Genomic DNA, 21,975 nt, shown 5'->3' with positions numbered 1-21,975 from the left:
AAGGGATACCCCAATGTCCCGAAAAATCGGATTTTTCGCAGCAGCGGCCGCCACGGCGCTCGTTCTGACCGCCTGTGGCGCGCCGGACAAGCCCGGTGGAAGCAGCGCCAAGACCGACGGCCCCGTCCCCGACAAGCCGGGCAAGGCCGTCACCCTCAACATCCTCGACGTGGCCGGAGATCTCCAGCTCACCCAGGGGATGATCGACGAGTTCGTCTCGAAGAACAAAGACCAGATCGAGAAGGTCACCTACTCCAAGGCGACCGCCCCCGAGCTGGTCGGCAAGGTCAAGGCCCAGCAGAACGCCGGCCGCGTCGACATCGACCTCGTGCTGACCGGTGTGGACGGCCTCGCCGCGGGCATCGACCAGAGTCTTTGGGTTCCGGTGCTTCCGACGTACGCGAATCGCCTGCCCGGAATGAACGACTACCTGGACGGCGCCGCGGCCATGCAGAAGCTCGCCGGCGATTTCGGGGTGACCGTCGCCTACTACCCGTCCGGCCCGCTCATCGAATACCTTCCGGCCAAAGTGCCGAACCCGCCGAAGACCGCCGAGGAATTGCTGGCCTACGCCAAGGCGAACCCGGGCGCCGTCCAGTACGCGCGACCGAGCAACTCCGGCCCCGGCCGTACGTTCCTCATGGGTCTTCCCTATCTGCTGAAGGACAGCAATCCGAAGGATCCGGTCAACGGGTGGGCCAAGACCTGGGCCTATCTGGCCGAGCTCAACAAATACGTGACGCTCTATCCGTCGACCACCAGCGAGACCATGAAGAACCTCGCGAACGGCTCGGCGAAAATCATCGCGAGCACCACCGGCTGGGACATCAACCCGCGGGTGCTCGGCACCGTGCCCAAGGAGGCCGCGGTCGGCACCCTGGCGGGCTTCCACTGGGTCACCGACGCGCATTACGCCGTCGTTCCCAAGGGTGTCGACGTCGACAAGCAGGCCGCGATCCTCAACCTGCTCAAGGACATGCTCACCCCCGCCCAGCAGGCCAAGGCCTACGACAAGGGCTACTTCTACCCCGGCCCGGCCGTCAAGGACGTGACGCTCGCGATGGCGCCGCAGGAGAGCCAGCAGGCTCTGGGCGAATTCGGCCGCCCGGAGTACGAGAAACTCATCGCCGACAATCCCCTCGAGGTGCCGCTGGACGCGAAATCGCTGGTGGCCGCCTTCGACAAATGGGACCGCGAGATCGGCGGCGCGAAGGTGAAGAAGTGAGCTGGCTCCGCCTCGATGGGGTCACGCGGCGCTTCGGCGGCAAGGACGCGCTGTCCGGCCTCAGCCTCGGCATCGGGAAGGGCGAGTTCATCGCCCTGCTCGGCCCCTCCGGCTGCGGCAAGTCGACCGCTCTGAACTGTCTCGCCGGGCTGCTCCCGCTTTCCGAGGGCAGCATCTGGCAGGACGACAAGCGGATCGACACGCTGCCGCCGGAGCGCCGCGGATTCGGCATGGTGTTCCAGAGTTATGCACTGTTCCCGCACCTTTCGGTGCGGCGGAACATCGCCTTCGGGCTGCAGATGCGGCGATTGCCGCGAGCCGAGGTCCGGCGTCGCACCGACGAGGCGATTCGACTCGTACGCCTCGAGGAGCACGCCACGAAATTGCCGGGCCAATTGTCCGGCGGTCAGCAGCAGCGCGTCGCGATCGCCCGCGCGATCGTCCTCGAGCCGTCGCTGGTCCTCATGGACGAGCCGCTTTCCAATCTGGACGCGAAACTGCGCCTGGAGATGCGCACCGAGATCCGGCGGCTGCATCAGTCGCTGGGCCTCACCACCGTGTACGTCACGCACGACCAGGAGGAGGCGCTGTCGATGGCCGACCGCCTGGTCGTGCTGCGCGACGGCCGGGTGCAGCAGGTCGGCACGCCCGAGGAGCTGCACACCCGGCCCGCCAACCGGCACGTCGCCGACTTCATGGGGTACCGCAACCTGCTCCCGATGCGGGTGGCCTCCGTGTCGCGGGACGTCGTGACGGTCGAGGGGGCCGGCATGGCGTTGCGCGGCACGGCGGTCGGCGAGCTGTCCCCGGGCGACGAGGTCGTCGCGGGCATCCGTCCCGAGGACCTCCAGGTCGGCGAGGACGGCGTGCCGGCCACGGTCGAGGTCGTCGAGTACCAGGGGCGCGAGCTGGCGGTCGAGGCGCGCACGCCGCAGGGGGTCATGCTGCACCTGCGGGCCGTCGACCGGCCGGCGCCGGGTGACAAGATCTCGGTGGTGGCCGACCCGTCACGGGTGCTCGTCTTCGGGGCCGGCAAGTGACCGCGCTCCGGCACCGCCTGGCCGAGCGCGGTGTCGACCGGCAACTTCTCCTTCTGGTGCCCGCGCTGCTGTGCGTGCTGATCCTTTTCGTCTATCCGTTCGCGTACGGGCTGGGGCTGTCCTTCCAACCGGAACAGGGCGGGATTCTCGGGGCGTACAAGGCGTTCTTCGAGGACGCGTATCAGCGGGACACCATTTGGACGACGCTGAAGTTGTCCCTTCCGGCGGCGTTCCTGAATGTCGCGGCGTCGGTGCCGATCGCCTACCGGATGCGCGGCCGCTTCCGCGGGAAGCGTCTCCTCACGACGCTTCTGGTCGTGCCGATCACGCTCGGCACGGTGCTCACCGCCGAGGGTCTGCTCAATTTCCTCGGCCCGGCCGGATGGTTCAACCGGACGCTCATGTCGGCGGGCATCACCGACGAGCCGCTGCGGCTGACCAACAACTACTGGGGCGTGTTCTTCTCCCTGGTGATCACCGGCTTCCCGTTCGCTTTCCTGCTGATCCTGTCGTATCTCTCCGGCATCGACCCGACCCTGGAACGGGCCGCGGCGACGCTCGGGGCCGGGTGGTGGCCGCGATTCCACCGGATCACGCTGCCGCTGCTCGCGCCGGGGCTCGCCACCACGTTCTGCCTCACCTTCGTGCTGGCGTTCAGCGTGTTTCCCTCGGCCGTTCTGGTGGGCGACCCGGCCGGGTCGACGCGGGTCATCTCCATCGCCGCCTATCACGCCGCTTACGAATCCTTCGACTATCCGCTCGCCAGTGCCATCGCCGTGGTGATGGGCGTGGTCGAGCTGGCCGTCGTGGCGGCCGTACTCGGGTTGCGGACGCTGTTCTACACCGGATCGACGGGAGGCAAAGGATGACCGCGGTCGCCGTCGCCGAACAGGACGTGAAAGAGCGGCGCCGCATCGTCGCCTCGCCCGGCGCCTGGCTGGTCTGGGGTTCGGTGGCGTTCTTCTTCGTCATGCTGGCCGGCGTCATTTTCTCGGTTCTGGTCAGCTCGTTCGGCCGCCGCTGGTTCGACACGTGGCTGCCCGACGGCTGGACCACACAGTGGTACGGCCAGGCGTGGACCGAATTCACGCTGCTCGACGTCCTCATCGTGACGATCGAGGTGTCGCTGCTGGTGGTGGGCATCTCGGTGCTTGTGGGCGTGCCGGCCTCGTACGTGCTGGCCCGCCGCACCTTCCCCGGCCGCCGGATCCTCTATCTGCTTTTCCTGCTGCCGATTCTGATGCCGCCGATCACCTACGGCATTCCGCTCGCCACGGTCCTCTACAAATACGGCCTCGCCGGGCACATGGCCGGCGTGGTGCTCGCCAATCTCGTGCCGTCGATCCCGTTCGTGATTCTCACGATGACGCCGTTCATCGAGCAGGTCGACCCGGCCATCGAGCGGGCCGCGCGGATGTGCGGGGCGCGCACCTGGCAGGTGTTCCTGCGGATTCTGGCGCCGCTTCTGGTGCCGGGGATCCTCGCCGCGTCGATCCTGGTGCTGGTGCGCACGGTCGGGATGTTCGAGCTGACGTTCCTGACCGCCGGACCCGATTCGCAGACGCTGGTCGTGGCCCTCTACTACTCGATGTCGGCGGCCGGGATCCGGGCCCAGCAGTCAGTCGACGCCATGGCGGTCATCTATACCTCGATGATGCTGGTGCTGCTGGTCATCGCGCTGCGCTTCGTCAATCCGACCCAATTGGTGGCGCGGGTCAAGGAGGATCCCTCGTGACGATAGAGGCGGCCCGGGTGATCGTCTGCTCCCCGGGCCGCAACTTCGTGACGCTCAAAATCGAGACGTCCGACGGGCTCACGGGAGTGGGCGACGCGACCCTCAACGGGCGGGAACTCGCGGTCGCCGCGTACCTGAACGAGCATGTGATTCCGCTTTTGATCGGGCGCGATCCGGCGCGCATCGAGGACACCTGGCAGTACCTCTACAAGGGCGCCTATTGGCGCCGCGGGCCGGTGACGATGACCGCGATCGCCGCCGTCGACACGGCATTGTGGGACATCAAAGGCAAGGTGGCCGGGCTTCCCGTTTACCAACTGCTGGGTGGGCGGTCGCGCTCCGGGGTTTCCGTGTACGGGCATGCCAGCGGTTCCTCCACCGAGGCTTTGCTTTCGTCGATCGCTTCTTTCGTCGAGCGCGGGTACCGGGCCGTCCGGGTGCAGGCCCCCGTGCCGAATATTTCCGATATCTACGGCGTGACCGACAAGCCCCTCTACGAGCCCGCCTCCGCCGCCCTTCCGACCGAGGCCGTGTGGTCCACCCCGGACTACCTCGCGCACATCCCTTCGGTGTTCGCGAAGGTGCGGGAGGAGTTCGGGCCGACGCTGCGGCTGCTGCACGACGTGCATCACCGGCTCACCCCGATCGAGGCGGCCCGGCTCGGGAAGTCCCTCGAGCCGTACGCGTTGACCTGGCTCGAGGATCCGGTGCCGGCCGAGCTGCAGGACGGCTACCGGCTGATCCGGCAGCACACCACGACTCCCCTGGCCGTCGGCGAGGTCTTCAACTCGATCTGGGACTGCGAGCGGCTCATCCGCGAGCAGCTGATCGACTACATCCGCGCCACGGTCGTGCACGCCGGCGGCATCACCCACCTGCGCCGCATCTTCGACCTGGCCGCCCTGCACCACGTGCGGACCGGCTCGCACGGCGCCACCGACCTCTCCCCCGTCTGCATGTCCGCGGCCCTGCACCTCGACCTGGCGATCCCCAACTTCGGCCTGCAGGAGTACATGCCGCACGCCGCGGCGACCGACGAAGTCTTTCCGCACGGCTACACGTACGCCGACGGCTACCTCCACCCCGCCGAGGAGCCCGGGCTGGGCATCGACATCGACGAATCGCTCGCGGCGAAATACCCGTATCGCCCGGCATCACTCCCCGTTAACCGCCTTGAGGACGGGACGCTGCACGATTGGTGAACTCCGGACATTTGAGTCACCAGGGCATGGCCGACCACAATCCGTCATCGTCATTCCCTTACGAACAGCAACTCTGACCGTTCGCTCTGTGTTGTTGGGCCGGAGTTCGCGGTAACGTGCGCCGGGCGCGAATGCGCCGAATTTCTTCAGGGAGCGCAGCATGCGTCGGATCCTCGCCACCGTCGGCGTGCTGGCGACGCTTCTCGCGTCGTCGGCGTGCACGTCCGACGACGCCAAAGAAGAGCCGGCCGGCACCAAGGTGGACGTGGGCGTCATCGCCATCATCGACGTCGCACCGATCTACCTGGGCAAGGAGAAGGGCTTCTTCAGCAAGCGCGGCATCGACCTGAACCTCGTCCAGGAGCAGGGCGGCGGGCCGATCGTGAAGGGCGTGCTCGGCGGCAAGTACCAGTTCGGATTCGCCAACGTGACCTCGCTGATGGCCGCGCAGGCCGACGGTGCGCCGCTCAAGGGCGTGGCCAGCGGCGTGGCCTCGACCGGCCGGGCCGGCCGCGACTTCTCCGCGATCGTGGTGAAGGACGGCAGCCCGATCCGCACGCCGAAGGACCTGGTCGGCAAGACCGTCGCGGTCAACACGCTGAAGAACATCGGCGACACCACCGTCCGCCAGTCGGTGCGCAAGGCCGGCGGCGACCCGAAGAACATCAAGTTCGAGGCCATGCCGTTCCCGACGATGAACGGCGCGCTGCGCAACGGCAAGGTCGACGCGATCTGGGTGGTCGAGCCGCAGCTCTCCGAGGCGGTCGTCTCCGGCGCTCAGGTGCTCGCGTCCAACTTCGTCGACACCGCGCCCGACCTGACCGTGGCGCTCTACTTCACCAGCCAGGACGAGATCACCAAGAGCCCCGAGCTGGTCACCCACTTCACCGAGGCGATCAAGGAGTCGCTGCAGTATTCGGAGACCCACCCGGAGGAGGTGCGCGACGTGGTCGGCACCTACACGCCGATCAATGACACCGTACGGATCGGCATGATCCTCCCGAACTGGCCGCAGGACATCAACCGCGCCTCCCTCGACAAGGTGGCCCAGCTCGGCCGGACCGACGGCATCTTCAAGAAGCCGCCGGCGCTCGACCAGCTACTCCCCTAGGACCGCGCCCAGCCCGTCGGCGCGCGGGTCGCCGGCGGCCGCGAGGTCGCCCTCGCGCAGGCGGCACACCTGAATGTGTCCCGCGCGGTCGTGGAGGCCGTTCACGATCTCGTCGGCCGCGAGCATGCCCGGCGTTCCCGCCTCGGCCAGCACCCGGGTGCCGTCGAAGACCCAGCGCGGCCGGGCGAGCAGCCCGGCGAGGTCGTCCGACCCGACGGTCTCGCCGGCGACCTGGGCGAGGATCCACGGCTGGTTGCGCCCGCCCATGCAGCCGAGCGCCACCACGGTGTCCCCGGTGATCGCCATGGTCGGGCAGAGCGTGTGCGGCGGCCGGCTGCCCGGCGCTATCCGCCCCGGGTGTCCGGCGTCGAGGCTGAACGAGGCGCCCCGGTTGTGCAGCACGATCCCGGTCCCCGGGTCGAGCAGCCCCGAGCCGAAGCTCTCGAACAGGCTCTGGATGAGCGTCACCGCGTTCCCGTCGCTGTCCACAGCCGTCACCGCGACCGTGTCGCCGCCCGGCCGCGGACCTTCCTTCCCCGGCGCCGCGTCCCCACCCAGCATCGTTTCGAGGTCCACCGGCCCGGTGCGCGGGTCACCGAGCAGCGAGTCCCTGGTTCGGCGGGCGCGCCGGGAGGCGCCGACCAGGTCGCCGGCCCCCAGCACGGCCAGAAACGTCGGCCCCTGCACCGGCGGCGGCGCGGCATGCCAGGTCACCCCGTCCAGCACCCGGGTCAGCGGCGCGACCACCTCGGCCCGATGCGCCGCCAGGTCGGCCGCCACCAGCGGGCTGCCCAGCTTCCGGAGCCCGCCGGCGAGCCGCCGCCCGAGGTCGCCCTCGTAGAAGACCCGCCAGTCGGCCGCGATCTCGGCCAGCGTCCCGGCGAGGACCGGCTGCACCAGCCGGTCGTCCCCGCGGAGCAGCAGTGCGGACAGTCCCGGATCGGCCCGGATCGCGTCCATCCGATCCGCCATTGCGCGGCGCAGCCCCGGGCTGAACGGCACGCCTTCCTCGGCGAGCCGGATCGCCGGCGCGAGCAGTTCCTTCAGCCCCAGCCGCGCCCCGAAGCCGGCGACCTCCGCCCACCCCGCCACGATCCCCGGCACGGTGATGGGATGCGGCCCGCCGAACGGCATCTCCGCCCCGGCCGCCCGCAGCCCCGCGATGTCCACGTTCGCGGCGGCGGCCCCGATGGACAGCACCGCCCTCGGCGGCCCGCCCGCCGGCCGTACGATGGCCACGAGATCACCGCCCACCGAACACTGATGCGGATAGACGACGGCGAGCGCCCCCGCGGCGGCGAGCGCCGCGTCGAATGCGTTTCCTCCGCCGGCGACCACCTCGCGAGCGGCGTCCACCGCAGCCGCATGGGGTGCGGCCACCGCTACGGCCATGGTTCCTCCAGCGCCGAAACCCAAGATCTGACAACGCCATCCCGTACGGTGATGACGCCTTTCTCGAAGAACTGGGCGAAGTCGTCCGCGTTCTCCCCCAGGCGCTGCTCAGCCGTGGTGGGGAAGCCTAATCGCCGCGCCGGCTCCAGAATGCCCTTCCGTACGCTGAACTCGCCGTCAGCCGAGGAGAAGATCGCGCCGCCCTCGAAGTCCTGCCGGCCGTCGTTCTCCTCCGAACTCGGCAGACCGAGCCGGACGTTCAGGGTGCCGACCGCGTCCCGGACCATGAAGGTGCCGTGCCGCGACACGAAGACGGTTGCGCCCTCGAAGGTCTGGCCGACAGCCTCGGTCCCGAAGCTCGACGTGACCCGGACGGCCTCCCGGGTGGGGAATCCCAGCCGGCCCGCGACCCCGCCCTGGGCGTGGTGGTAGTCGGCGATCTCGGAAGACACCGACACCGAGTCGTAGCCCTCGGTCTCGCGTGGCACGCGGTAGACGGTGCCGCCCTCGAATCTCTTGGACCAGCCCGCCCTCTTGCCATGCCGCGAGGGACCGATCCGCTCCGCGGCGCCGGCGGGATAGCCGAGCGGACCGGCCGGGCCACCCGACTCCCGGTAGTACGCGCCGATGAACCCGAAGATCGCGCGCACGCCGTACATCTCGGTCCGATACACCGCGGCGCCGCCCTCGAACCGCTGGAACGTGCCTTCCGTGCCCTGCGCCGAGCGTGGCGCCGGCTCCGGCGATCCCAGCGGGAACCTCAGGACGCCGGAGGTGCCGTCGTACAGGTGAGGAGCCTGCACCTCGAGCGCGCCGCGGCGCGGCGACCAGAGAATCTGCCCGTTCCGGTGAGGTTGCCGGTACCCATGGGTTCCCTCAGTCGAGGGACCGATGTGCTCCACCTGACCGGTGCGCTCGCCCAACGACCCGAGCGCCTTCCGTTCGAGGCCCGCGATCTCCGCCGCGGCGGCCGGCAGTTGCTCCAGCCATGGCCGCTGCCGCTTCAGCGCCGTGACGAGCTCGCGGCATCGCGCCGGATTCATGTGGGCGAGCAGCGAGACCGCCACCCCCTCGGCCTCGCCGAGCACGATCGCCAGAATCCCCACCGCGTCCGCGAGCGGCACGGCGGCCAGCGCCACCACCGCGTTGTCCCGCGACAGCTCCCGCACCTTCGTCGCCGCGACATGCCAGTTGAGCGCGCCCAGATTGAGCGGCTGCGACTGCGACGGCATGAAGACGTTGGTCTGGGTGTTCTGGTCGCCGACCTGGACGCCCCGGCCTCGGTTGACCTCGGCCATGTCAGCCGAACGTGTTGTGCTGCGTGTTGTGGTCGCCGATCTGGACACCCTTCGCGTCCTGGACGTACACGTTCCGCGAAAGCGCCAGCACCTGATGAGCCGCCGCCAGGATCTGCTCGTCCCGGTCCACGCCGGCGGCGATCAGCTCGCCGCGCAGCACCTCGGGGCTCGCCGCCTCGATCGACCGGCCGCCCAGCCGCCGTTTCACCAGGTCGCGGAACCCCGTATAGGCGTCCATCATGGCCGCCTTGGCCACGTCACCACTGCCGGCCCCGGCCCCCGCCGCCAGCGCTGCCAGGACCACCTCGACGCCCGTCACCTTGATCACCTTCTGTCATCCAGCACAACCGACTGTGACTGTAGAGACCGAGCGCTCGCGCGGCTAGCGTGATGCCGTGGCGTTCGAGGATCAGCTCTTCACCCTGTGGCGGTTCCCGCCCGACACCCTGGACGACCCGGTCGCCGCGTTCTCCGCCCTCTACACCGACCCGGTCACCATCAACGGCGTCCCGATGCCGGTCAGCGACCTGGTCGAGCGGGCGCGCACCCTCCACGAGGCCTTCACCGAGCACGACATCGAGATCGTCGACCGGGTCGAGGCGCCGGGCAAGCTGACCGTCGCCTTCCGGCACCGGGCCCGCCACACCGGCGTGTGGCATACCCCGTTGGGTGACCTGGCCCCGACCGGCCTGCTGGTGACCGGCCTGGGCATCGACGTCCTCACCATCGACGACGACGGCCGGATCAGCGCGATCTGGGTCCTGGCCGACGAGCTGCAGCGCATCCTCAGGGTGCAGGCGGTGTGAGCCAGTAGATCACCGCCCGGCCGGCCTTGTCGTGCCCGCTCGCGTCGGCGGGCCTGACCAGCGCCACCAGGCTGTCATCGGGTCCGAAAGCGAGCCCGCGCACGGCGCCTCCCAGATCCTCGACCGGATCGCCGACCCGGTCCCCCGTGCCGGGGTCGACGAACTGCACCGTCCCGTCCTGCGTGGCGACCGCCAATATCTGGCCATCGGGCGAGAATCGCAGCGCCGTCACCGACCCGACCGCTCCGAGTCGCCGTTCGGGGCGGTGTCCCCCGAATTCCCCCAGCGCCACGCCGTCCGGCCCACCGGCCGCCAGCCTTCGGCCGTCGGGCGAGAACTCGAGAGCCACCGGCGCCTCCGGCAACCAAGGGCCAGGATCGGAGGCACTCGCGAACTGGATCTGCCCGTTCGCCAACCCGATGGCAAGCATCTGTCCGTCAGGGCTGAACGCCAGGGAGGTCACAGCATCACCGACGGAAATCAGCTCTCCCCGCGAGGCACCGGTCGCCGGATCGGTCAGATGGACCGTGACCGAACGCACGAACGCCAGGACACCAGCCCGGGAAAATACCGGCTTGGATACTCGGCCACGGCCGATGAGCGGAACGCCGGCCTGGTCGCCGGCCGATGAATCCCACACCGTCAGCGCTCCATCGTTGGACCCGCTCGCCAGGAACCGGCCGTCGTGGTCGAAGGCGAGCTGAGCTCCGACCCGTCCCGACTCGCTCGTCAGCGTCATGACCTGGCTGCCGTCGAACGTGTCGTAGACCGCGACGGACTGCCCGTTCGAAGCCGCCGCCCGCCGGCCGTCCGGCGACAGCACATAGCCGGTGGAACCGCCCGGGCCACCACCGACCGCCACGCGGAGGACACCGCGCTTCGGCCGGAGCCACGCCTCGGCCACGTCGTCGCGCACCGTCACCAGTCCATGCTGGAACGCCTGCACCCGATCCTCGGCCCCCGTGCCCAGCGGCTGCGCATCGGCAACCGGCTGCCCGAGCCGCCGCACCACATCGCCATCCCCGGACAGGAGTTCCGCGACGGCCCCCGAGACCGTCACCGGCCCCCGCTCGGTCAGCTGGATGACCCCACCCTCGAAGCTCTGCCGCCCCTCGGCCTCATCGGAGGTGGGAAAGCCCAGCGCACCGCCCGCCCCGCCCCGGCGGTAATGGTGAAGCCCCACCTCCCCCGACGACGAATACGTCCCGTGCGGCGACGCGTAGACGGTGGCGCCGAAATCGTCCTCGGGATCGAGCCGGCTGCTCTCGGCCGGATAGGCCCGGCGCGACTCGAACCGCTGATAAGTCCCCGTGGTCCCGTGCGGCGAGCCGACTCCCGACGCCGGCCCGACGGGAAGCCCCAACCACCCATGACCGTCGTGATATTCGCGGATCTCGCCGGAGACCACGACCACGCGATCGACGTAGTAGATCGTTCCCCGCTCGAACTCCTGCCGCCACGCGGTGCGGCGACGCGGCGACAAGCCGGTGTGCATGATCTCCCCGACCGGCTTGCCGAGGGCCGCGGTATCCAGCGCGCTGATCGCGGCCCACGCCGATGGCAGCCGCGCCAGCCACCCGGGCGCGCCCGGGACCGCGGCGACGATGTCCGCCGCTCGCCCCCGGTGCATGTGGACGAGCAGCGACACCGCGAGCTCGTCGTCCTCCGCGAGCAGCGCTTTCACGATCTCCGCGGCGTCCGCGGGCGGGATGCGGGCCAGCGCCACCGCCGCGTCGTCCAGCGAAAGCTCCTTCACTTTCGCGGCCGCGCGGTGCGGGCTCAACGCGCCGAGGTCGGGCGCGGTGAAGTAGTTCGTCTGCCGGTTGTGATCGCCGACCTGGACGCCCCGGCCATGGCTCGCGTCGACCACCGTTGATCACCTTCCGTCAGGGAGCAGCACTGATTGTGACAGTCCTGCCGCACCCCGCAGTAGGGACTACCCGGTCAGGGCGTACGTCCGCGCGGCCAGCTCCGCGATCGACGACGTGGCGTGGCCGCTCAGCGCGCTCGTGAACCGGTCGTGCAGCGGCTCCGTCCAATGCGCCGGGATCCCGCCGGTGCCCGCCAGCACGCCGGCGATCGCCCCCACCGTCGCGCCGTTCGAGTCGGTGTCGTAGGCCGAGCTCACCGCGAGGCCGACCGCCGTCGTGAAGGCGCCGTCCGACCACAGCAGGGCGGCCGCGATGATGGCCGCGTTGTTGATGGTGTGGACGTAGTAATAATCCATCCGGTGGATCCAGTCGATCGCCGCTTCCCAGCCGGCGCCGGCGGCGTGCAGGTCCAGCACGTGGGCAAGGGCCTTGTGCAGGCGCGAGCGGCGCGGGACGACGGCGAGGGCCCGGGTGACGACTTCGCGCGGGGTGGCGGCGCCGAAGGCCGCGGCCACCGCCGCCGCGGCCCACATCGAGCCGTAGATTCCGTTGCGCACATGCGAAAGGCGGGCGTCGAGAAAGGCCATCCGGGCCGCCTCGGCCGGGCGGCCGGGCGACACCAGACCGAAGATATCGGCCCGGATCAAAGCACCGACCCATTCACGGTACGGGTTGAGCACGGTCGCCGTCCGGGGCGCCGCGACGCCGGTGGCCAGGTTGCGATAGGCGGCCGCCTCGGCGGTGAAGGTCTTGCCGAACGGCAGCAGCGAAAGCCACATCGACCCGACCTGCTCGGTGGTGAACTCCCGGCCGTGCTGCTCCAGCAGAAGCAGGTTGAGCAGCGTGTAGTCCAGGTCGTCATCGCGGGTGACGCCGTCGATGTTTCCCCTGGTAGTGGTCCGGAAACAGTCCTGCCGCAACACGAACCGCGACGGCATCGGGTCAATTACCGGCACGTAGTCCACAAGCGGCCACGCCCCCGCCGTCTTGAGATAGTCCCGGATCAGCGCGGGCGTCCACAGCGCCGACTCGAAGGGCTTGCCCAGCCCGTTCCCCGCACATCGCCCCAGCCAGCCGGCAAGAATCCGATCAAGAACAACCACGCGGTCCACCGGCAGAGACGGCACGTTCGGCGTCGTCGCGACAATTTTCTCGAACGAGGACGGCTCGTCTTCTGTCTCTGAGACCACAAGGCTTTCCAGCTCAGCCAGTCCGGCGCCGTCGGGCACCACCACGCCGGTCTCCCGGAGCGCCGCGATCTGATGGGCCAGCAGATCAGCGGGGTCGATGGGGTCATGCGGCACGGAAACCCCCCGCATCCCCGCCGGGCTCACCCGGTCCGGCGGACGGAACCGCCGCCACATCCCCGCCGGGCTCACCCGGTCCGGCGGACGGAGCCGCCGCCACATCCCCGCCGGGCTCACCCGGTCCGGCGGACGGAGCCGCCGCCACATCCCCGCCGGGCTCACCCGGTCCGGCGGACGGAACCGCCGCCCCCACATCCGCGCCGCGCACACCGCCGCCGGCGGATGCGTTCGAGGCCGCGCTTCCCGTGGCGTGCGCGACGAGTGCCGCAGCCAGGTCACGCAGCCGGACCCCGCGGGTCGACGGGACGCAGACTCCGCGCAGTTCTTCGACCGGACCGGTCCACGGCGGCGGCAGGCCCGACGCCCCCGTGGCCGCGCCCAGCAGGGCCCCGACCATGGCCGGCATGGTGTCGGCCTGCTTCGGGATCAGCGCCGCCACGCCGAGCGCCTCGGCGTAACTCGCGGTGGACCGGGCGATCAGCAGCGCGAGCGGCAGCGTCTCGGCGACCGCGTTGCCGAAGTTGTATTCGGCGTTGCCCACCTCGTCGGTCCACCGGGGAACGGCCGCGAAGGGACCGCCGCCGGCCTCGTCGAGGATGCGCTCGGCGAGGGCGAACTTCCGCCCCAGCCACGAGTCGGCGACGATCTGCGAGCGCGCGAAGTTAACGGCCTCTTGCATGTGACCGCCGCCTACCAGAACGGCGACGGCCCCCGCGAAGGCGGCCGAACCGTCGACGCCGACCTCGGCGTTGGTGATGATCGCGAGGTCGCGGGCCACCGTGGCGGCGCGCGCGGGATCCGCCGCGAAGTGAATGCCGATTGGCACCGCTCGGATCACCGAGGAGTCGTCGTAGAAGTGGGGGTTGTCGTTGCCGGTGTGCGGCGGGCGCAGGCCGTCGGCGGCGTTCTTGACGGCGGAGATGTCGGCCACCGAGCCCCAGAAGGAGTCTCGTTGCGGCTCGACGATCGACCACCACGCGTCGAAGAGGTCGCCGCCGGCGAGCAGCACCTGCGCGGCCAGGGCGGCCTGCTCGGCGTCGTCGGTCGGCCCGAACGCCATCGCCGCAGGGTCGCCGCTGAGCGTGAACGGCAGCGGAAGCTTGTTCACCCGCTCGGCGTCCCCGTCGAGGGCCTGGGTCCAGAGCAGCCGGCGACGCTTCGGAAAGGCGATCTCCCGGTGGTACAGCGCGGGAAAGCTCGCCGCGTCGGCCGCGGCCAGCCCGAGCAGAGCCCCTTCGGCCCGATCCAGCAACGTCATGCGACTGTTCCCTTCTCGTCGGGATCGCCGGCGGAGGCGAGATTCGCGGCGGAGGCGGCATTCGCAGCGGAGGCGGGACCGGCGGGCGGCGGCGGGGCGTGAACCGGCATTCGCGTCGAGGCGGCCGCCGCGATCTCGTCGGCCAGTGCTTCCAGCCGTACGCCGGCCGTTGCTTTAATGCAGCTCCCCCGCAGCTCCGTGATGCGCTCCGACCAGCGTGCGGGAATCGAAGCGGCGCCGCGCAGCGCGCCTGCCATGGCGCCGGCCATGGCGGCGATGGTGTCCGCGTCGCGGCCGATGTTAACGCCGCCCAGCACCGACTCGACGTAGTCGCCCTCGGCGATCGCGAAGACGCCGATCGCCAGCGCGGTCGCCTCGGGCGCCACGTCGGCCCACGGGTAGTGGAAGATCGCGATGCGGCATTCGAGCTCGTCGTAGCGCTCGTCAGCGGTCCCGGGACCGGTGGCGATCGCGATCGCGCGGGTGACGAGCCGGGCCGACCAGGAGTCGGGCGGCAGTGCGGCCACCGCGGCGTCGACCACCACCCGCCAGTCCTCGGTGGCGGTCGCGGCGGCCACCGCGGCGGCGATCGCCTGGCCGCACCAGATGCCGTCGCGCGCGTGGCTGACCTGGGCGTCTATCCCGGCCAGCCGGGCGGCCTCCGCGGGATCTCCCGCGCAGTAGGCGCCGATCGGCGCGACCCGCATCGCCGAGCCGTCGCTCCACAGCTCGTGGTTGTCGCCGCCGGAGGCGGGCGCGCGCAGGCCACGGGCCAGGTTGTGGATGGCCTCCATCTCGCTGAAGCCGCCGCCGGCGAAGCCGCCCTCCTGGTGGGCGAGGGTGCGCTCCCATTCGGCGGAGACGTCCTCGGCGGTGAGCGCTGGGCCGTAGGTGAGCAGGATCCGCGCGGTGAGCGCGGCGTACTCGGTGTCGTCGGTGCCGGCCGGGTCGTCGGAGAGGAAGCCGGTGACCCGGCCGTGAGCTTCCCGGATGGCGGCGCGGGTCATGCCCTCGGTCGGCGCGCCGAGCGCGTCGCCGATGGCCTGTCCCAGCACCGCGCCGCGGATGCGGTCGCGCAACTGGTGGTCCATGCGGCCCACGCTAAGCGCAAATGGATTTGCGTGCCAGAGGTCGTTTCGGTGGCGAAACATCGTTCCAACCAGGCGTTGACAGCCAAGTAATCGCGGATTCACACTGCCATGACCACGGCAGATCCCGCCGTCGGGCGCAAATCGTTTTGCTTGACAAAGGGGACCGAGATGTCCAGACCGCGCATCGCCGACGTCGCGAAGGCCGCCGGGGTCAGCCCGACGACCGTCTCGCACGCGCTCAGCGGCCACCGCCCGGTCTCCGAGGAGGTCAAGGCCAAGGTCGAGGCGGCCGTGCAGCGCCTCGGCTACCGCGCCAACGTGCTCGCCCAGGGCCTGCGGACCCAGCGCACCCAGACCGTCGCGCTGATCGTCCCGGACATCACCAACCCCTTCTATCCCGTGGTCGCCCGCGGCGTGCAGGACGCGATCAGCGACGCCGGCTACCAGGTCGTCGTGTGCAGCACCGACGGTGAGGCGGCCCGTGAGGCGGCGTTCCTGCGCGACATGCTCGCCCGCAGCGTCGACGGCCTGATCATCGACCTGTTCCGCACCCCGCCTGTGGAGCTGGCCGCGATGATCGACCCGCACACGCCGGTGGTCATGCTCGGCCCGATGCCCGCCCCGGTGGAGGGCGTGGCCGACCGGGTGGTCGGCGACGACCGGGTCAGCGTCGCCGAGGCCACCCGCCACCTGCTGCGCGACGGGCGCCGCCGGATCGCGTTCGCCGGCGCCTCGCCCGGCGTCGGCCCCTCCGACCTGCGCCGCCTCGGCTACGAGGACGCGCTGCTCGGCGCCGGGCTCACCCTCGACCCGGGGCTGGTGATCGAGTGCGACTACACCCGGCCGGCGGCGCGGGCCGCGATGACCGAGGCACTTGCCGGCGGACGCGACGTCGACGCGGTGGTCTGCGCCAACGACCTCGCCGCCATCGGGGTCCTCGACGCCCTGCACCAGGCCGGCCGCGACGTGCCGCACGACGTGGCCGTCATCGGATTCGACGACATCGACGCCGCGGAACTCGTGCGCCCGGCGCTCACCACGGTGGACAACCGCGCCTACGAGAAGGGCACCGTCTGCGGGCGGCTCCTGCTCCAGCGCATCACGGGGGAACTCGACGGACCGGCCCGGGAGATCGTCGTCCCGGGCGCGTTCAAGGTCCGGGAATCAGCACCCGCCATCTCTCTCCCCGCTCAGAGGAGCTCCTCATGACCTCACTTTCGCGCCGTCAAATTCTCCAGCTCGGTGGCGGGGCCGCCCTCACCGCGTTCCTCGCCTCCTGCGCCGCCGGCGGTTCGGGGCCTTCGACGGCGAAGGCCACCGGAAAGCTCGAATACTGGTCGGGTTTCGCCTCCAAAGAGCAAGAGACCTTCTTCCGTACGAACATCGTCGACGCGTTCAACGCCACGAAGCCGGCCGCCACCGTCGAGCTGTCGGTGAAGCAGTTCGACACCATCGACCGGCTGGTGCAGACCGCGCTGGCGGCCGGGTCCGGCCCGGACATCGTGCTGGCCAACGGTCCGGCGCAGATCCGGGCGTACGCCCAGGCCGGCTATCTGGCGCCGCTCGACGACTTCGCCAAGAAGCTGGGGTGGAACGACCGGATCCTGCCGTGGGCGCTGCAGACCGGCGTGATCGACGGCAAGCTGTACGCGCTGCCCTCGAACTACGAATCACTTCTGGCCTTCTACAACCCCGCGACTCTGTCGGCGCACGGCTGGGCGTACCCGAAGAATCGATCGGATTTCGAGGCGCTCTGCGCCGAGGCCAAGGGCAAGGGCATCGTGCCGGTGGCGGCCGGGAACGCCGATTATCAAGCGGCCAACGAGTGGCACGTCTCGGTGATCCTGAACCACGCGGCCGGCCCTGACGCCCTGAAGCAGGCCCTGGCCGGGAAGGCGAAGTTCACCGATCCGGTCTTCGTCGACGCGATCACCCAGCTCAAGGGCTACTTCACGAAGGGCTGGCTCGGCGGCAGCGTCGACCGATACTTCACCAACACGTTCAGCTCGCAGTACAAGCAGCTCGCCGACAGCAAGGCGCTGTTCAACTTCACCGGCACGTGGGGCCTCGGCGAGATCAAGCCGTTCTTCGACAAATGGCAGTGGGGCGCGATCCCCTCCCTGCGCGACGGTGTGCCCGAGGAGGTCTGGGAGCTGTCGCTGGGCGGTACGTACTCGGTCAACGCCCACTCCAAGAACCTCGACACCGCCGCCGCCCTGGTCGACTTCCTGCTTTCCGACCCCAAGCGGCAGACCAAGGGCCTCGCCGAGGTCGGCGCCGGGCTCGCCCCCATCAAGATCGCCTCGTCGGACTTCCCGGCCGACATCGACCAGCGCACGGCGGCGCTCTTCTCCGCCATCGCGGGCGCGCCGAACGTCGGCTACACGACCTGGACGTTCTTCCCGCCCAAGACCGACACCTACATCGTCCAGGGCTGGGAGAAGGTCATCACCGGCGACGTGAGCCCGCAGGAGTACTGCAAGCAGATCGACACCCTGTTCACCGCCGAGCTCGCGGCCGGCGCCGTCCCGCCCCTGCCGCAGTGACCGCCCTGCTCTCACCGGCCCCGGCCGTGTCGCCGAACCCGCCGGCGCCGTCGTCCCGTCGGCGCCGCCGCCGACACCTCACCGCCTGGCTCTTCATGCTGCCGTTAGTGGCGGTTAACTTAGCGGTGATCCTGGTGCCGGCGGCCGAGGCGGTCTGGTACTCGTTCACCGACTGGGCCGGCGTCGGCGGCGCGAACTGGATCGGGCTGGGCAACTACACCCGGATGTTCGGCGACCCGGAGTTCCGCTCGGCGCTGGGCCACACCATCGTCTGGACGGTCATCAGCCTCGTGATGCCGATGGTCCTGGGCCTGCTCGGCGCGTACCTGCTGTCCCGGGTCCGCCGTTTCCAGGTGCTGTTCCGCCTCGCCTACTTCATCCCCTACACCGTGGCCAGCGTGGTCAGCGCCGCCGTCTGGAAGAACCTGCTGTCGCCGGACTCCGGAATCGGGCCTAACTTCCTCGGCGACAAGGACCTGGCGCTCGGCTCGGTGGCGGTCGTCAACACCTGGGCGTTCTGGGGCTTCCTCGTCGTGGTCTTCCTGGCCTCGATGCAGTCTGTCGACCCGGCCCTCTACGAGGCGTCCGCGCTCGACGGCGCGAGCCCCTGGCGGCAGTTCCGCTCGATCACGCTGCCCGGCATCCGCCCGACGCTGGTCTTCCTCGTGGTGCAGACGATCATCTGGTCGTTCCTGGCGTTCGACTTCGTCTACATCCTCACCCAGGGCGGCCCGGCCGGCGCCACGGACGTGCTCAGCACGCTGCTCTACCGGAACGCGTTCAGCAATCTGGAGGCCGGTTACGCCTCCGCGATCGGCGTGGTGATGGCGTTGTTCAGCGCCGTCGTCGTCCTCGTCTATCAGTTCCTGCGACGGGTAAGGAAGTGGGACGCATGAGGCCCCGTCTCACCATCGGCTGGCTGTTCCTGGGGCTGTTGCTGGCCTTCGCCGTCGGGCCGCTCATCGTGTTCGTGTTCGCGGCCTTCAAGACGCAATCCGAGCTCGCCGACGATCCGCTGGGACCGCCCGCGCACCTGCTGTGGTCGAACTTCTCCGACGCGTGGACCCAGGCGGCCATGGGCCGGGGCCTGCTCAACAGTTTGATTCTGGTGGCCGGGACCGTGGCCGGCACTCTTCTGGTCGCCGGGCTCGCCGCGTACGCAATGGCGCGCCTGAATGTGAAAGGAGGTGGCCTGGTCCTCGGGTATCTGCTGGTCGCCAGCTCGCTGCCGATGCAGATGTTCCTGGTTCCACTTTTCTACATCTGGACCCGGGCCGGCCTCTACGACACCCGCCTCGGACTGGTCATCATCTATGTCGCGGTGTTCTCGCCGTTCGCCACCCTGCTGCTGCGCGCCTTCCTGTTGACGCTGCCGCGCGAGTTGGAAGAGGCTGCTCGGATGGACGGCGCCGGCGAACTGCGCGTGGCCGCCCGGGTGGTGCTGCCCAACGCGCTGCCCGGCCTGCTCACGGTCGCCCTGGTGACCGCGCTGTCGGCGTACAACGAATTCCTGTTCGCCGTCACGTTCCTGCAATCCGACTCGTCGATGCCGGTCTCCACGACATTCTTCGCGTTCCAGCAGAGCTACGTGCAGAACGGCGTCCTCAACGCGGCCGCCGGCATCATCATGCTGCTGCCCATGCTGATTCTGTTCCTGGCGCTGCAACGCCGCTTCACCGACGGTCTGGCGAACACTGGAATGAGCTCATGAGCACCGTGATCGTGGTCGGTTCCGTCAACGTCGACCTGGTCGCGGCGGGTGGCCGGATGCCGCGTCCGGGCGAGACCGTCGCGATGGCGCGCTTCGCGCAGACGCAGGGCGGCAAGGGCGGAAATCAGGCCTCCGCGGCGGCGGCGCTGGGCGCCACCACCCATTTCGTGGGCGCGGTCGGCGACGATTCCTACGGCCGATCGGCGGTCACCGACCTGCAGGCCCGGGGCGTACGTCTTTCCGGCCTGCGAACCGTGCCCGAGCCGACCGGCGTGGCCGTCATCCTGGTCGACGACAGCGGCGAGAACTCGATCGCGATCATCGCCGGCGCCAACGCGACGGTCGGCCCCGCCCAGGTCGATGCGGCATTGCAGGCCATCGATGGCGAGGCGGTAGTCGTCGCCTGCCTGGAAGTGCCCGTCCCCGCCATTCTCGCCGCCGCCCGCACCACCCGCGCCCGCGGCTGGCAAATGATTCTCAACCCCGCGCCCGCCCTTGCCCTGCCGCCCGAGTTGATCGCCTTGTGCACCGTCCTGACCCCCAACGAGACCGAGGCGGCGGCCCTGGGCGGCGTCGACGCCCTGCTGGCCGCCGGCGCCGGCTCCGTCGTGGTCACCCGAGGCGCCGACGGCTGCGAGATCCACACCGCCGGAAGTGAACCCACATTCGTCCCCGCGGTCCAAGCCTCGGTCGTCGACACCACCGGCGCCGGCGACACCTTCACGGCCGCCTTAGCTGTGGCCCTCGCCGACGGCCGCCCGCTTCCGGAGGCCGTCCGCTTCGCCGCGGCCGCGGGCGCGCTGGCCACCGAGGGCTTCGGCGCGCGCGGCTCGCTGCCCACCGCCGCAGAGGTCGACATTCGGCTGACCACCTGATCCATGCGGGAGTGTCACAATCGGTGCTGCTCCCTCACGGAAGGTGATCAACGGTGGTCGACGCGAGCCACGGCCAGGGCATCCAGGCCGGCGACAACAACCACCAGACCAACGTCTTCATGCAGCAGGCGCCGATCGACTTGGCGGCGCTCAGTTCGCATGGTGCCGCCGACAAGGTCAAGGGACTGTCCCGCGATGACGCTGTCGTGGCTCTGGCACGGCTTCCGGTCGACGAGGCGCTGAAGATCCTCGAGGTTGTGCTCGCCGACGACGAAGGGCTCGCGGTCTCGCTGCTCGCCCACATGAACCACAGGCGTGCCCAAGAGCTGGTCGCGGAGCTCAAGGCAGTCAAGCCCTGGCTGGAGAACCTTCCGGCAGCCTCGGCGGCGATAGCCGCCTGTGAGCAGGCGGCACGGGTGGAGCTCGGCGAGCGGGTCGGCCAGATCGAGCACGCCGGGCCGTCCGGGCTCGGGACCGAGGGCTACCGCCAGCGGCACCGGAACGGCGCCATCCTCTGGTCGGCGCGGGGAGGCGCCACCGTGGTCCCGCCGCCGGCCGCCGACGTACAAGGTGTGCTGGGGTTTCCTCTCGGCGTGGCGAGACGGGCCCAACGGTCGCCGTCCGGCACGGACGGCACGTTCCAGCGCTTCGAGGGTCCGAGCGGAGAGGGCGCCACGTTGTACTGCTCCGAGCGGCACGGCTTCGCCGCGATACAGAAGCCGTTCCTCACCTACCACGACCGGATGGGCGGCACCGGTGGTCAGCTGGGGTTTCCCACGAGGCCCGCGGACAGCGTCTCGCACACCCTCACCACCGTTCTCCATCAACCGTTTGAAGGTGGCATGGTCTACGCGGCAAGCCTTCGCAGCCCCGGGCGGCTCGTCGCAGTCGGGGTATTCGCGGAGATGCTCGAGTATCACGAGGCCCACAACCGCATCATGGGCCCGCTGGGATTCCCGCTCGACGATGCGGTCGACGTCGTCTCCCCGCACGGAACTTCAGGCCGCCGACAGGACTTCACCGGATCGGGCGGGGAGGACTCCGGCCCAGCCACGATCTATACCTCCACGCACGGCACCTTCGCGGTCAGATCGAGCATTCGTGCCCGCTACGAACAACTCGCGGGCGCCGTCGGTTCGATGGGATTGCCGATCGCGGAAGAGGTCGACTCGCGGATTTACGCCTTAGGGCTGCGACGCGGCTACCAGGCTTTCGAGGGCGGCGCCATCTACACGACGTCGGGGCGCCGCGCCTCTTTCCTCGCCGCCGCCTGGCAGAAACGCGAGCGCACGATCGAGGTCCGGAAGGCCGTGATCGAGATGTTCGCGTCGTCGCCCGGTTTGGAACGGACGCTGGGCTTTCCGAGAGAGGTCGAGAAGCGGCTGGCCGAGAGTGACGACGATGCGGTTCAGTTCTTCGAGAACGGCGTCGTCACCATCCGCGGCGGGCGGGCTCAGGCGTGGGTCCGGCCGGGAGCCGGCGGCTGATGGCTTCCCGGGGCGGGGAT

The 21,975-nt window shown here is 70.0% G+C and carries 20 protein-coding genes; 13 read left to right on the top strand and 7 right to left on the bottom strand.

Going from position 1 to position 21,975, the window contains the following annotated elements; all coding sequences use genetic code 11:
- Nucleotides 1-13 precede the first annotated feature (13 nt).
- The 6 genes from ACQPZX_RS16365 to ACQPZX_RS16340 all read left to right on the top strand — a co-directional run bounded on the left by ACQPZX_RS16365 (nucleotide 14) and on the right by ACQPZX_RS16340 (nucleotide 6,313).
- The gene (locus tag ACQPZX_RS16365) at nucleotides 14-1,225 is read left to right on the top strand and encodes an extracellular solute-binding protein (RefSeq protein WP_433381031.1); all 1,212 of its coding nucleotides are present in this window, start codon (nucleotides 14-16) and stop codon (nucleotides 1,223-1,225) included.
- Entirely contained in the window at nucleotides 1,222-2,265 is a 1,044-nt protein-coding gene (locus tag ACQPZX_RS16360; RefSeq protein ID WP_433381028.1) for an ABC transporter ATP-binding protein, read from the top strand. Before ACQPZX_RS16365 ends, ACQPZX_RS16360 begins: the two co-directional genes overlap by 4 nt.
- On the top strand, nucleotides 2,262-3,134 hold the full coding sequence (locus tag ACQPZX_RS16355) for an ABC transporter permease (protein ID WP_433381025.1): 873 nt from the start codon (nucleotides 2,262-2,264) through the stop codon (nucleotides 3,132-3,134). The genes ACQPZX_RS16360 and ACQPZX_RS16355 overlap by 4 nt, the downstream gene beginning before the upstream one ends.
- Complete coding sequence (locus tag ACQPZX_RS16350) at nucleotides 3,131-4,000, top strand: ABC transporter permease (protein WP_433381022.1); 870 nt, start codon at nucleotides 3,131-3,133, stop codon at nucleotides 3,998-4,000. Before ACQPZX_RS16355 ends, ACQPZX_RS16350 begins: the two co-directional genes overlap by 4 nt.
- Nucleotides 3,997-5,202 (top strand): D-mannonate dehydratase ManD, encoded by a 1,206-nt coding sequence (manD, locus tag ACQPZX_RS16345; protein ID WP_433381020.1) that lies wholly within the window; start codon nucleotides 3,997-3,999, stop codon nucleotides 5,200-5,202. Before ACQPZX_RS16350 ends, manD begins: the two co-directional genes overlap by 4 nt.
- Before the next feature lie 160 nt (nucleotides 5,203-5,362).
- The gene (locus ACQPZX_RS16340; protein WP_433381017.1) at nucleotides 5,363-6,313 is read left to right on the top strand and encodes an ABC transporter substrate-binding protein; all 951 of its coding nucleotides are present in this window, start codon (nucleotides 5,363-5,365) and stop codon (nucleotides 6,311-6,313) included.
- Here the strand turns inward: ACQPZX_RS16340 and ACQPZX_RS16335 are convergent.
- The 3 genes from ACQPZX_RS16335 to ACQPZX_RS16325 are packed head-to-tail and all read right to left on the bottom strand — an operon-like array spanning nucleotide 6,302 to nucleotide 9,322.
- Nucleotides 6,302-7,705: a gamma-glutamyltransferase gene (locus ACQPZX_RS16335; protein ID WP_433381014.1), complete on the bottom strand. Its 1,404-nt coding sequence runs from the start codon at nucleotides 7,703-7,705 to the stop codon at nucleotides 6,302-6,304. The genes ACQPZX_RS16340 and ACQPZX_RS16335 overlap by 12 nt on opposite strands.
- The gene (locus tag ACQPZX_RS16330) at nucleotides 7,696-9,003 is read right to left on the bottom strand and encodes an LGFP repeat-containing protein (RefSeq protein ID WP_433381011.1); all 1,308 of its coding nucleotides are present in this window, start codon (nucleotides 9,001-9,003) and stop codon (nucleotides 7,696-7,698) included. The genes ACQPZX_RS16335 and ACQPZX_RS16330 overlap by 10 nt, the downstream gene beginning before the upstream one ends.
- A 1-nt stretch (nucleotide 9,004) precedes the next feature.
- Nucleotides 9,005-9,322, bottom strand: a complete 318-nt coding sequence (locus ACQPZX_RS16325; RefSeq protein WP_433381008.1) for an RIP homotypic interaction motif-containing protein — start codon at nucleotides 9,320-9,322, stop codon at nucleotides 9,005-9,007.
- A 76-nt stretch (nucleotides 9,323-9,398) separates the two neighbouring features.
- Between ACQPZX_RS16325 and ACQPZX_RS16320 the strand changes: the two genes are divergently transcribed.
- On the top strand, nucleotides 9,399-9,809 hold the full coding sequence (locus tag ACQPZX_RS16320; protein WP_433381005.1) for an ester cyclase: 411 nt from the start codon (nucleotides 9,399-9,401) through the stop codon (nucleotides 9,807-9,809).
- Here the strand turns inward: ACQPZX_RS16320 and ACQPZX_RS16315 are convergent.
- From ACQPZX_RS16315 to ACQPZX_RS16300, 4 genes are all read right to left on the bottom strand, one after another.
- On the bottom strand, nucleotides 9,790-11,679 hold the full coding sequence (locus ACQPZX_RS16315) for a hypothetical protein (protein WP_433381002.1): 1,890 nt from the start codon (nucleotides 11,677-11,679) through the stop codon (nucleotides 9,790-9,792). The two genes, ACQPZX_RS16320 and ACQPZX_RS16315, sit on opposite strands and share 20 nt — an antisense overlap.
- A 66-nt stretch (nucleotides 11,680-11,745) precedes the next feature.
- Nucleotides 11,746-12,984, bottom strand: a complete 1,239-nt coding sequence (locus tag ACQPZX_RS16310; protein WP_433380999.1) for an ADP-ribosylglycohydrolase family protein — start codon at nucleotides 12,982-12,984, stop codon at nucleotides 11,746-11,748.
- Entirely contained in the window at nucleotides 12,974-14,245 is a 1,272-nt protein-coding gene (locus ACQPZX_RS16305; protein ID WP_433380996.1) for an ADP-ribosylglycohydrolase family protein, read from the bottom strand. The genes ACQPZX_RS16310 and ACQPZX_RS16305 overlap by 11 nt, the downstream gene beginning before the upstream one ends.
- Nucleotides 14,242-15,336: an ADP-ribosylglycohydrolase family protein gene (locus ACQPZX_RS16300; protein ID WP_433380993.1), complete on the bottom strand. Its 1,095-nt coding sequence runs from the start codon at nucleotides 15,334-15,336 to the stop codon at nucleotides 14,242-14,244. The genes ACQPZX_RS16305 and ACQPZX_RS16300 overlap by 4 nt, the downstream gene beginning before the upstream one ends.
- Nucleotides 15,337-15,504: 168 nt before the next feature.
- On the opposite strand from ACQPZX_RS16300, the gene ACQPZX_RS16295 reads away from it, so the two are divergent.
- The 6 genes from ACQPZX_RS16295 (at nucleotide 15,505) to ACQPZX_RS16270 (ending at nucleotide 21,955) form a co-directional block, all read left to right on the top strand.
- Complete coding sequence (locus ACQPZX_RS16295; RefSeq protein ID WP_433380990.1) at nucleotides 15,505-16,545, top strand: LacI family DNA-binding transcriptional regulator; 1,041 nt, start codon at nucleotides 15,505-15,507, stop codon at nucleotides 16,543-16,545.
- Entirely contained in the window at nucleotides 16,542-17,882 is a 1,341-nt protein-coding gene (locus ACQPZX_RS16290; RefSeq protein WP_433380987.1) for an ABC transporter substrate-binding protein, read from the top strand. Before ACQPZX_RS16295 ends, ACQPZX_RS16290 begins: the two co-directional genes overlap by 4 nt.
- A 107-nt stretch (nucleotides 17,883-17,989) precedes the next feature.
- Entirely contained in the window at nucleotides 17,990-18,778 is a 789-nt protein-coding gene (locus ACQPZX_RS16285; protein ID WP_433380984.1) for a carbohydrate ABC transporter permease, read from the top strand.
- Nucleotides 18,775-19,593, top strand: a complete 819-nt coding sequence (locus tag ACQPZX_RS16280; protein WP_433380981.1) for a carbohydrate ABC transporter permease — start codon at nucleotides 18,775-18,777, stop codon at nucleotides 19,591-19,593. The genes ACQPZX_RS16285 and ACQPZX_RS16280 overlap by 4 nt, the downstream gene beginning before the upstream one ends.
- A complete protein-coding gene (locus ACQPZX_RS16275; RefSeq protein WP_433380978.1) occupies nucleotides 19,590-20,468 on the top strand; it encodes a ribokinase in 879 nt (292 codons plus the stop codon). Before ACQPZX_RS16280 ends, ACQPZX_RS16275 begins: the two co-directional genes overlap by 4 nt.
- A 53-nt stretch (nucleotides 20,469-20,521) precedes the next feature.
- A complete protein-coding gene (locus tag ACQPZX_RS16270) occupies nucleotides 20,522-21,955 on the top strand; it encodes a hypothetical protein (RefSeq protein ID WP_433380975.1) in 1,434 nt (477 codons plus the stop codon).
- Nucleotides 21,956-21,975: the final 20 nt, after the last annotated feature.

The sequence above is a fragment of the Actinoplanes sp. CA-142083 genome (assembly GCF_050942195.1).
GTDB lineage: Bacteria > Actinomycetota > Actinomycetes > Mycobacteriales > Micromonosporaceae > Actinoplanes.
Note: the sequence above shows the minus strand (reverse complement) of the source record. Positions and strands in the feature narration are given on the sequence as shown.

Coding starts and splice junctions, on each gene's coding strand:
- ACQPZX_RS16365 (WP_433381031.1), top strand. CDS start 14: ATGTCCCGAAAAATCGGATTTTTCGCAGCAGCGGCCGCCACGGCGCTC.
- ACQPZX_RS16280 (WP_433380981.1), top strand. CDS start 18,775: ATGAGGCCCCGTCTCACCATCGGCTGGCTGTTCCTGGGGCTGTTGCTG.
- ACQPZX_RS16350 (WP_433381022.1), top strand. CDS start 3,131: ATGACCGCGGTCGCCGTCGCCGAACAGGACGTGAAAGAGCGGCGCCGC.
- ACQPZX_RS16340 (WP_433381017.1), top strand. CDS start 5,363: ATGCGTCGGATCCTCGCCACCGTCGGCGTGCTGGCGACGCTTCTCGCG.
- ACQPZX_RS16305 (WP_433380996.1), bottom strand. CDS start 14,245: ATGACGTTGCTGGATCGGGCCGAAGGGGCTCTGCTCGGGCTGGCCGCG.
- ACQPZX_RS16295 (WP_433380990.1), top strand. CDS start 15,505: ATGTCCAGACCGCGCATCGCCGACGTCGCGAAGGCCGCCGGGGTCAGC.
- ACQPZX_RS16275 (WP_433380978.1), top strand. CDS start 19,590: ATGAGCACCGTGATCGTGGTCGGTTCCGTCAACGTCGACCTGGTCGCG.
- ACQPZX_RS16300 (WP_433380993.1), bottom strand. CDS start 15,336: ATGGACCACCAGTTGCGCGACCGCATCCGCGGCGCGGTGCTGGGACAG.
- ACQPZX_RS16330 (WP_433381011.1), bottom strand. CDS start 9,003: ATGGCCGAGGTCAACCGAGGCCGGGGCGTCCAGGTCGGCGACCAGAAC.
- ACQPZX_RS16335 (WP_433381014.1), bottom strand. CDS start 7,705: ATGGCCGTAGCGGTGGCCGCACCCCATGCGGCTGCGGTGGACGCCGCT.
- ACQPZX_RS16290 (WP_433380987.1), top strand. CDS start 16,542: ATGACCTCACTTTCGCGCCGTCAAATTCTCCAGCTCGGTGGCGGGGCC.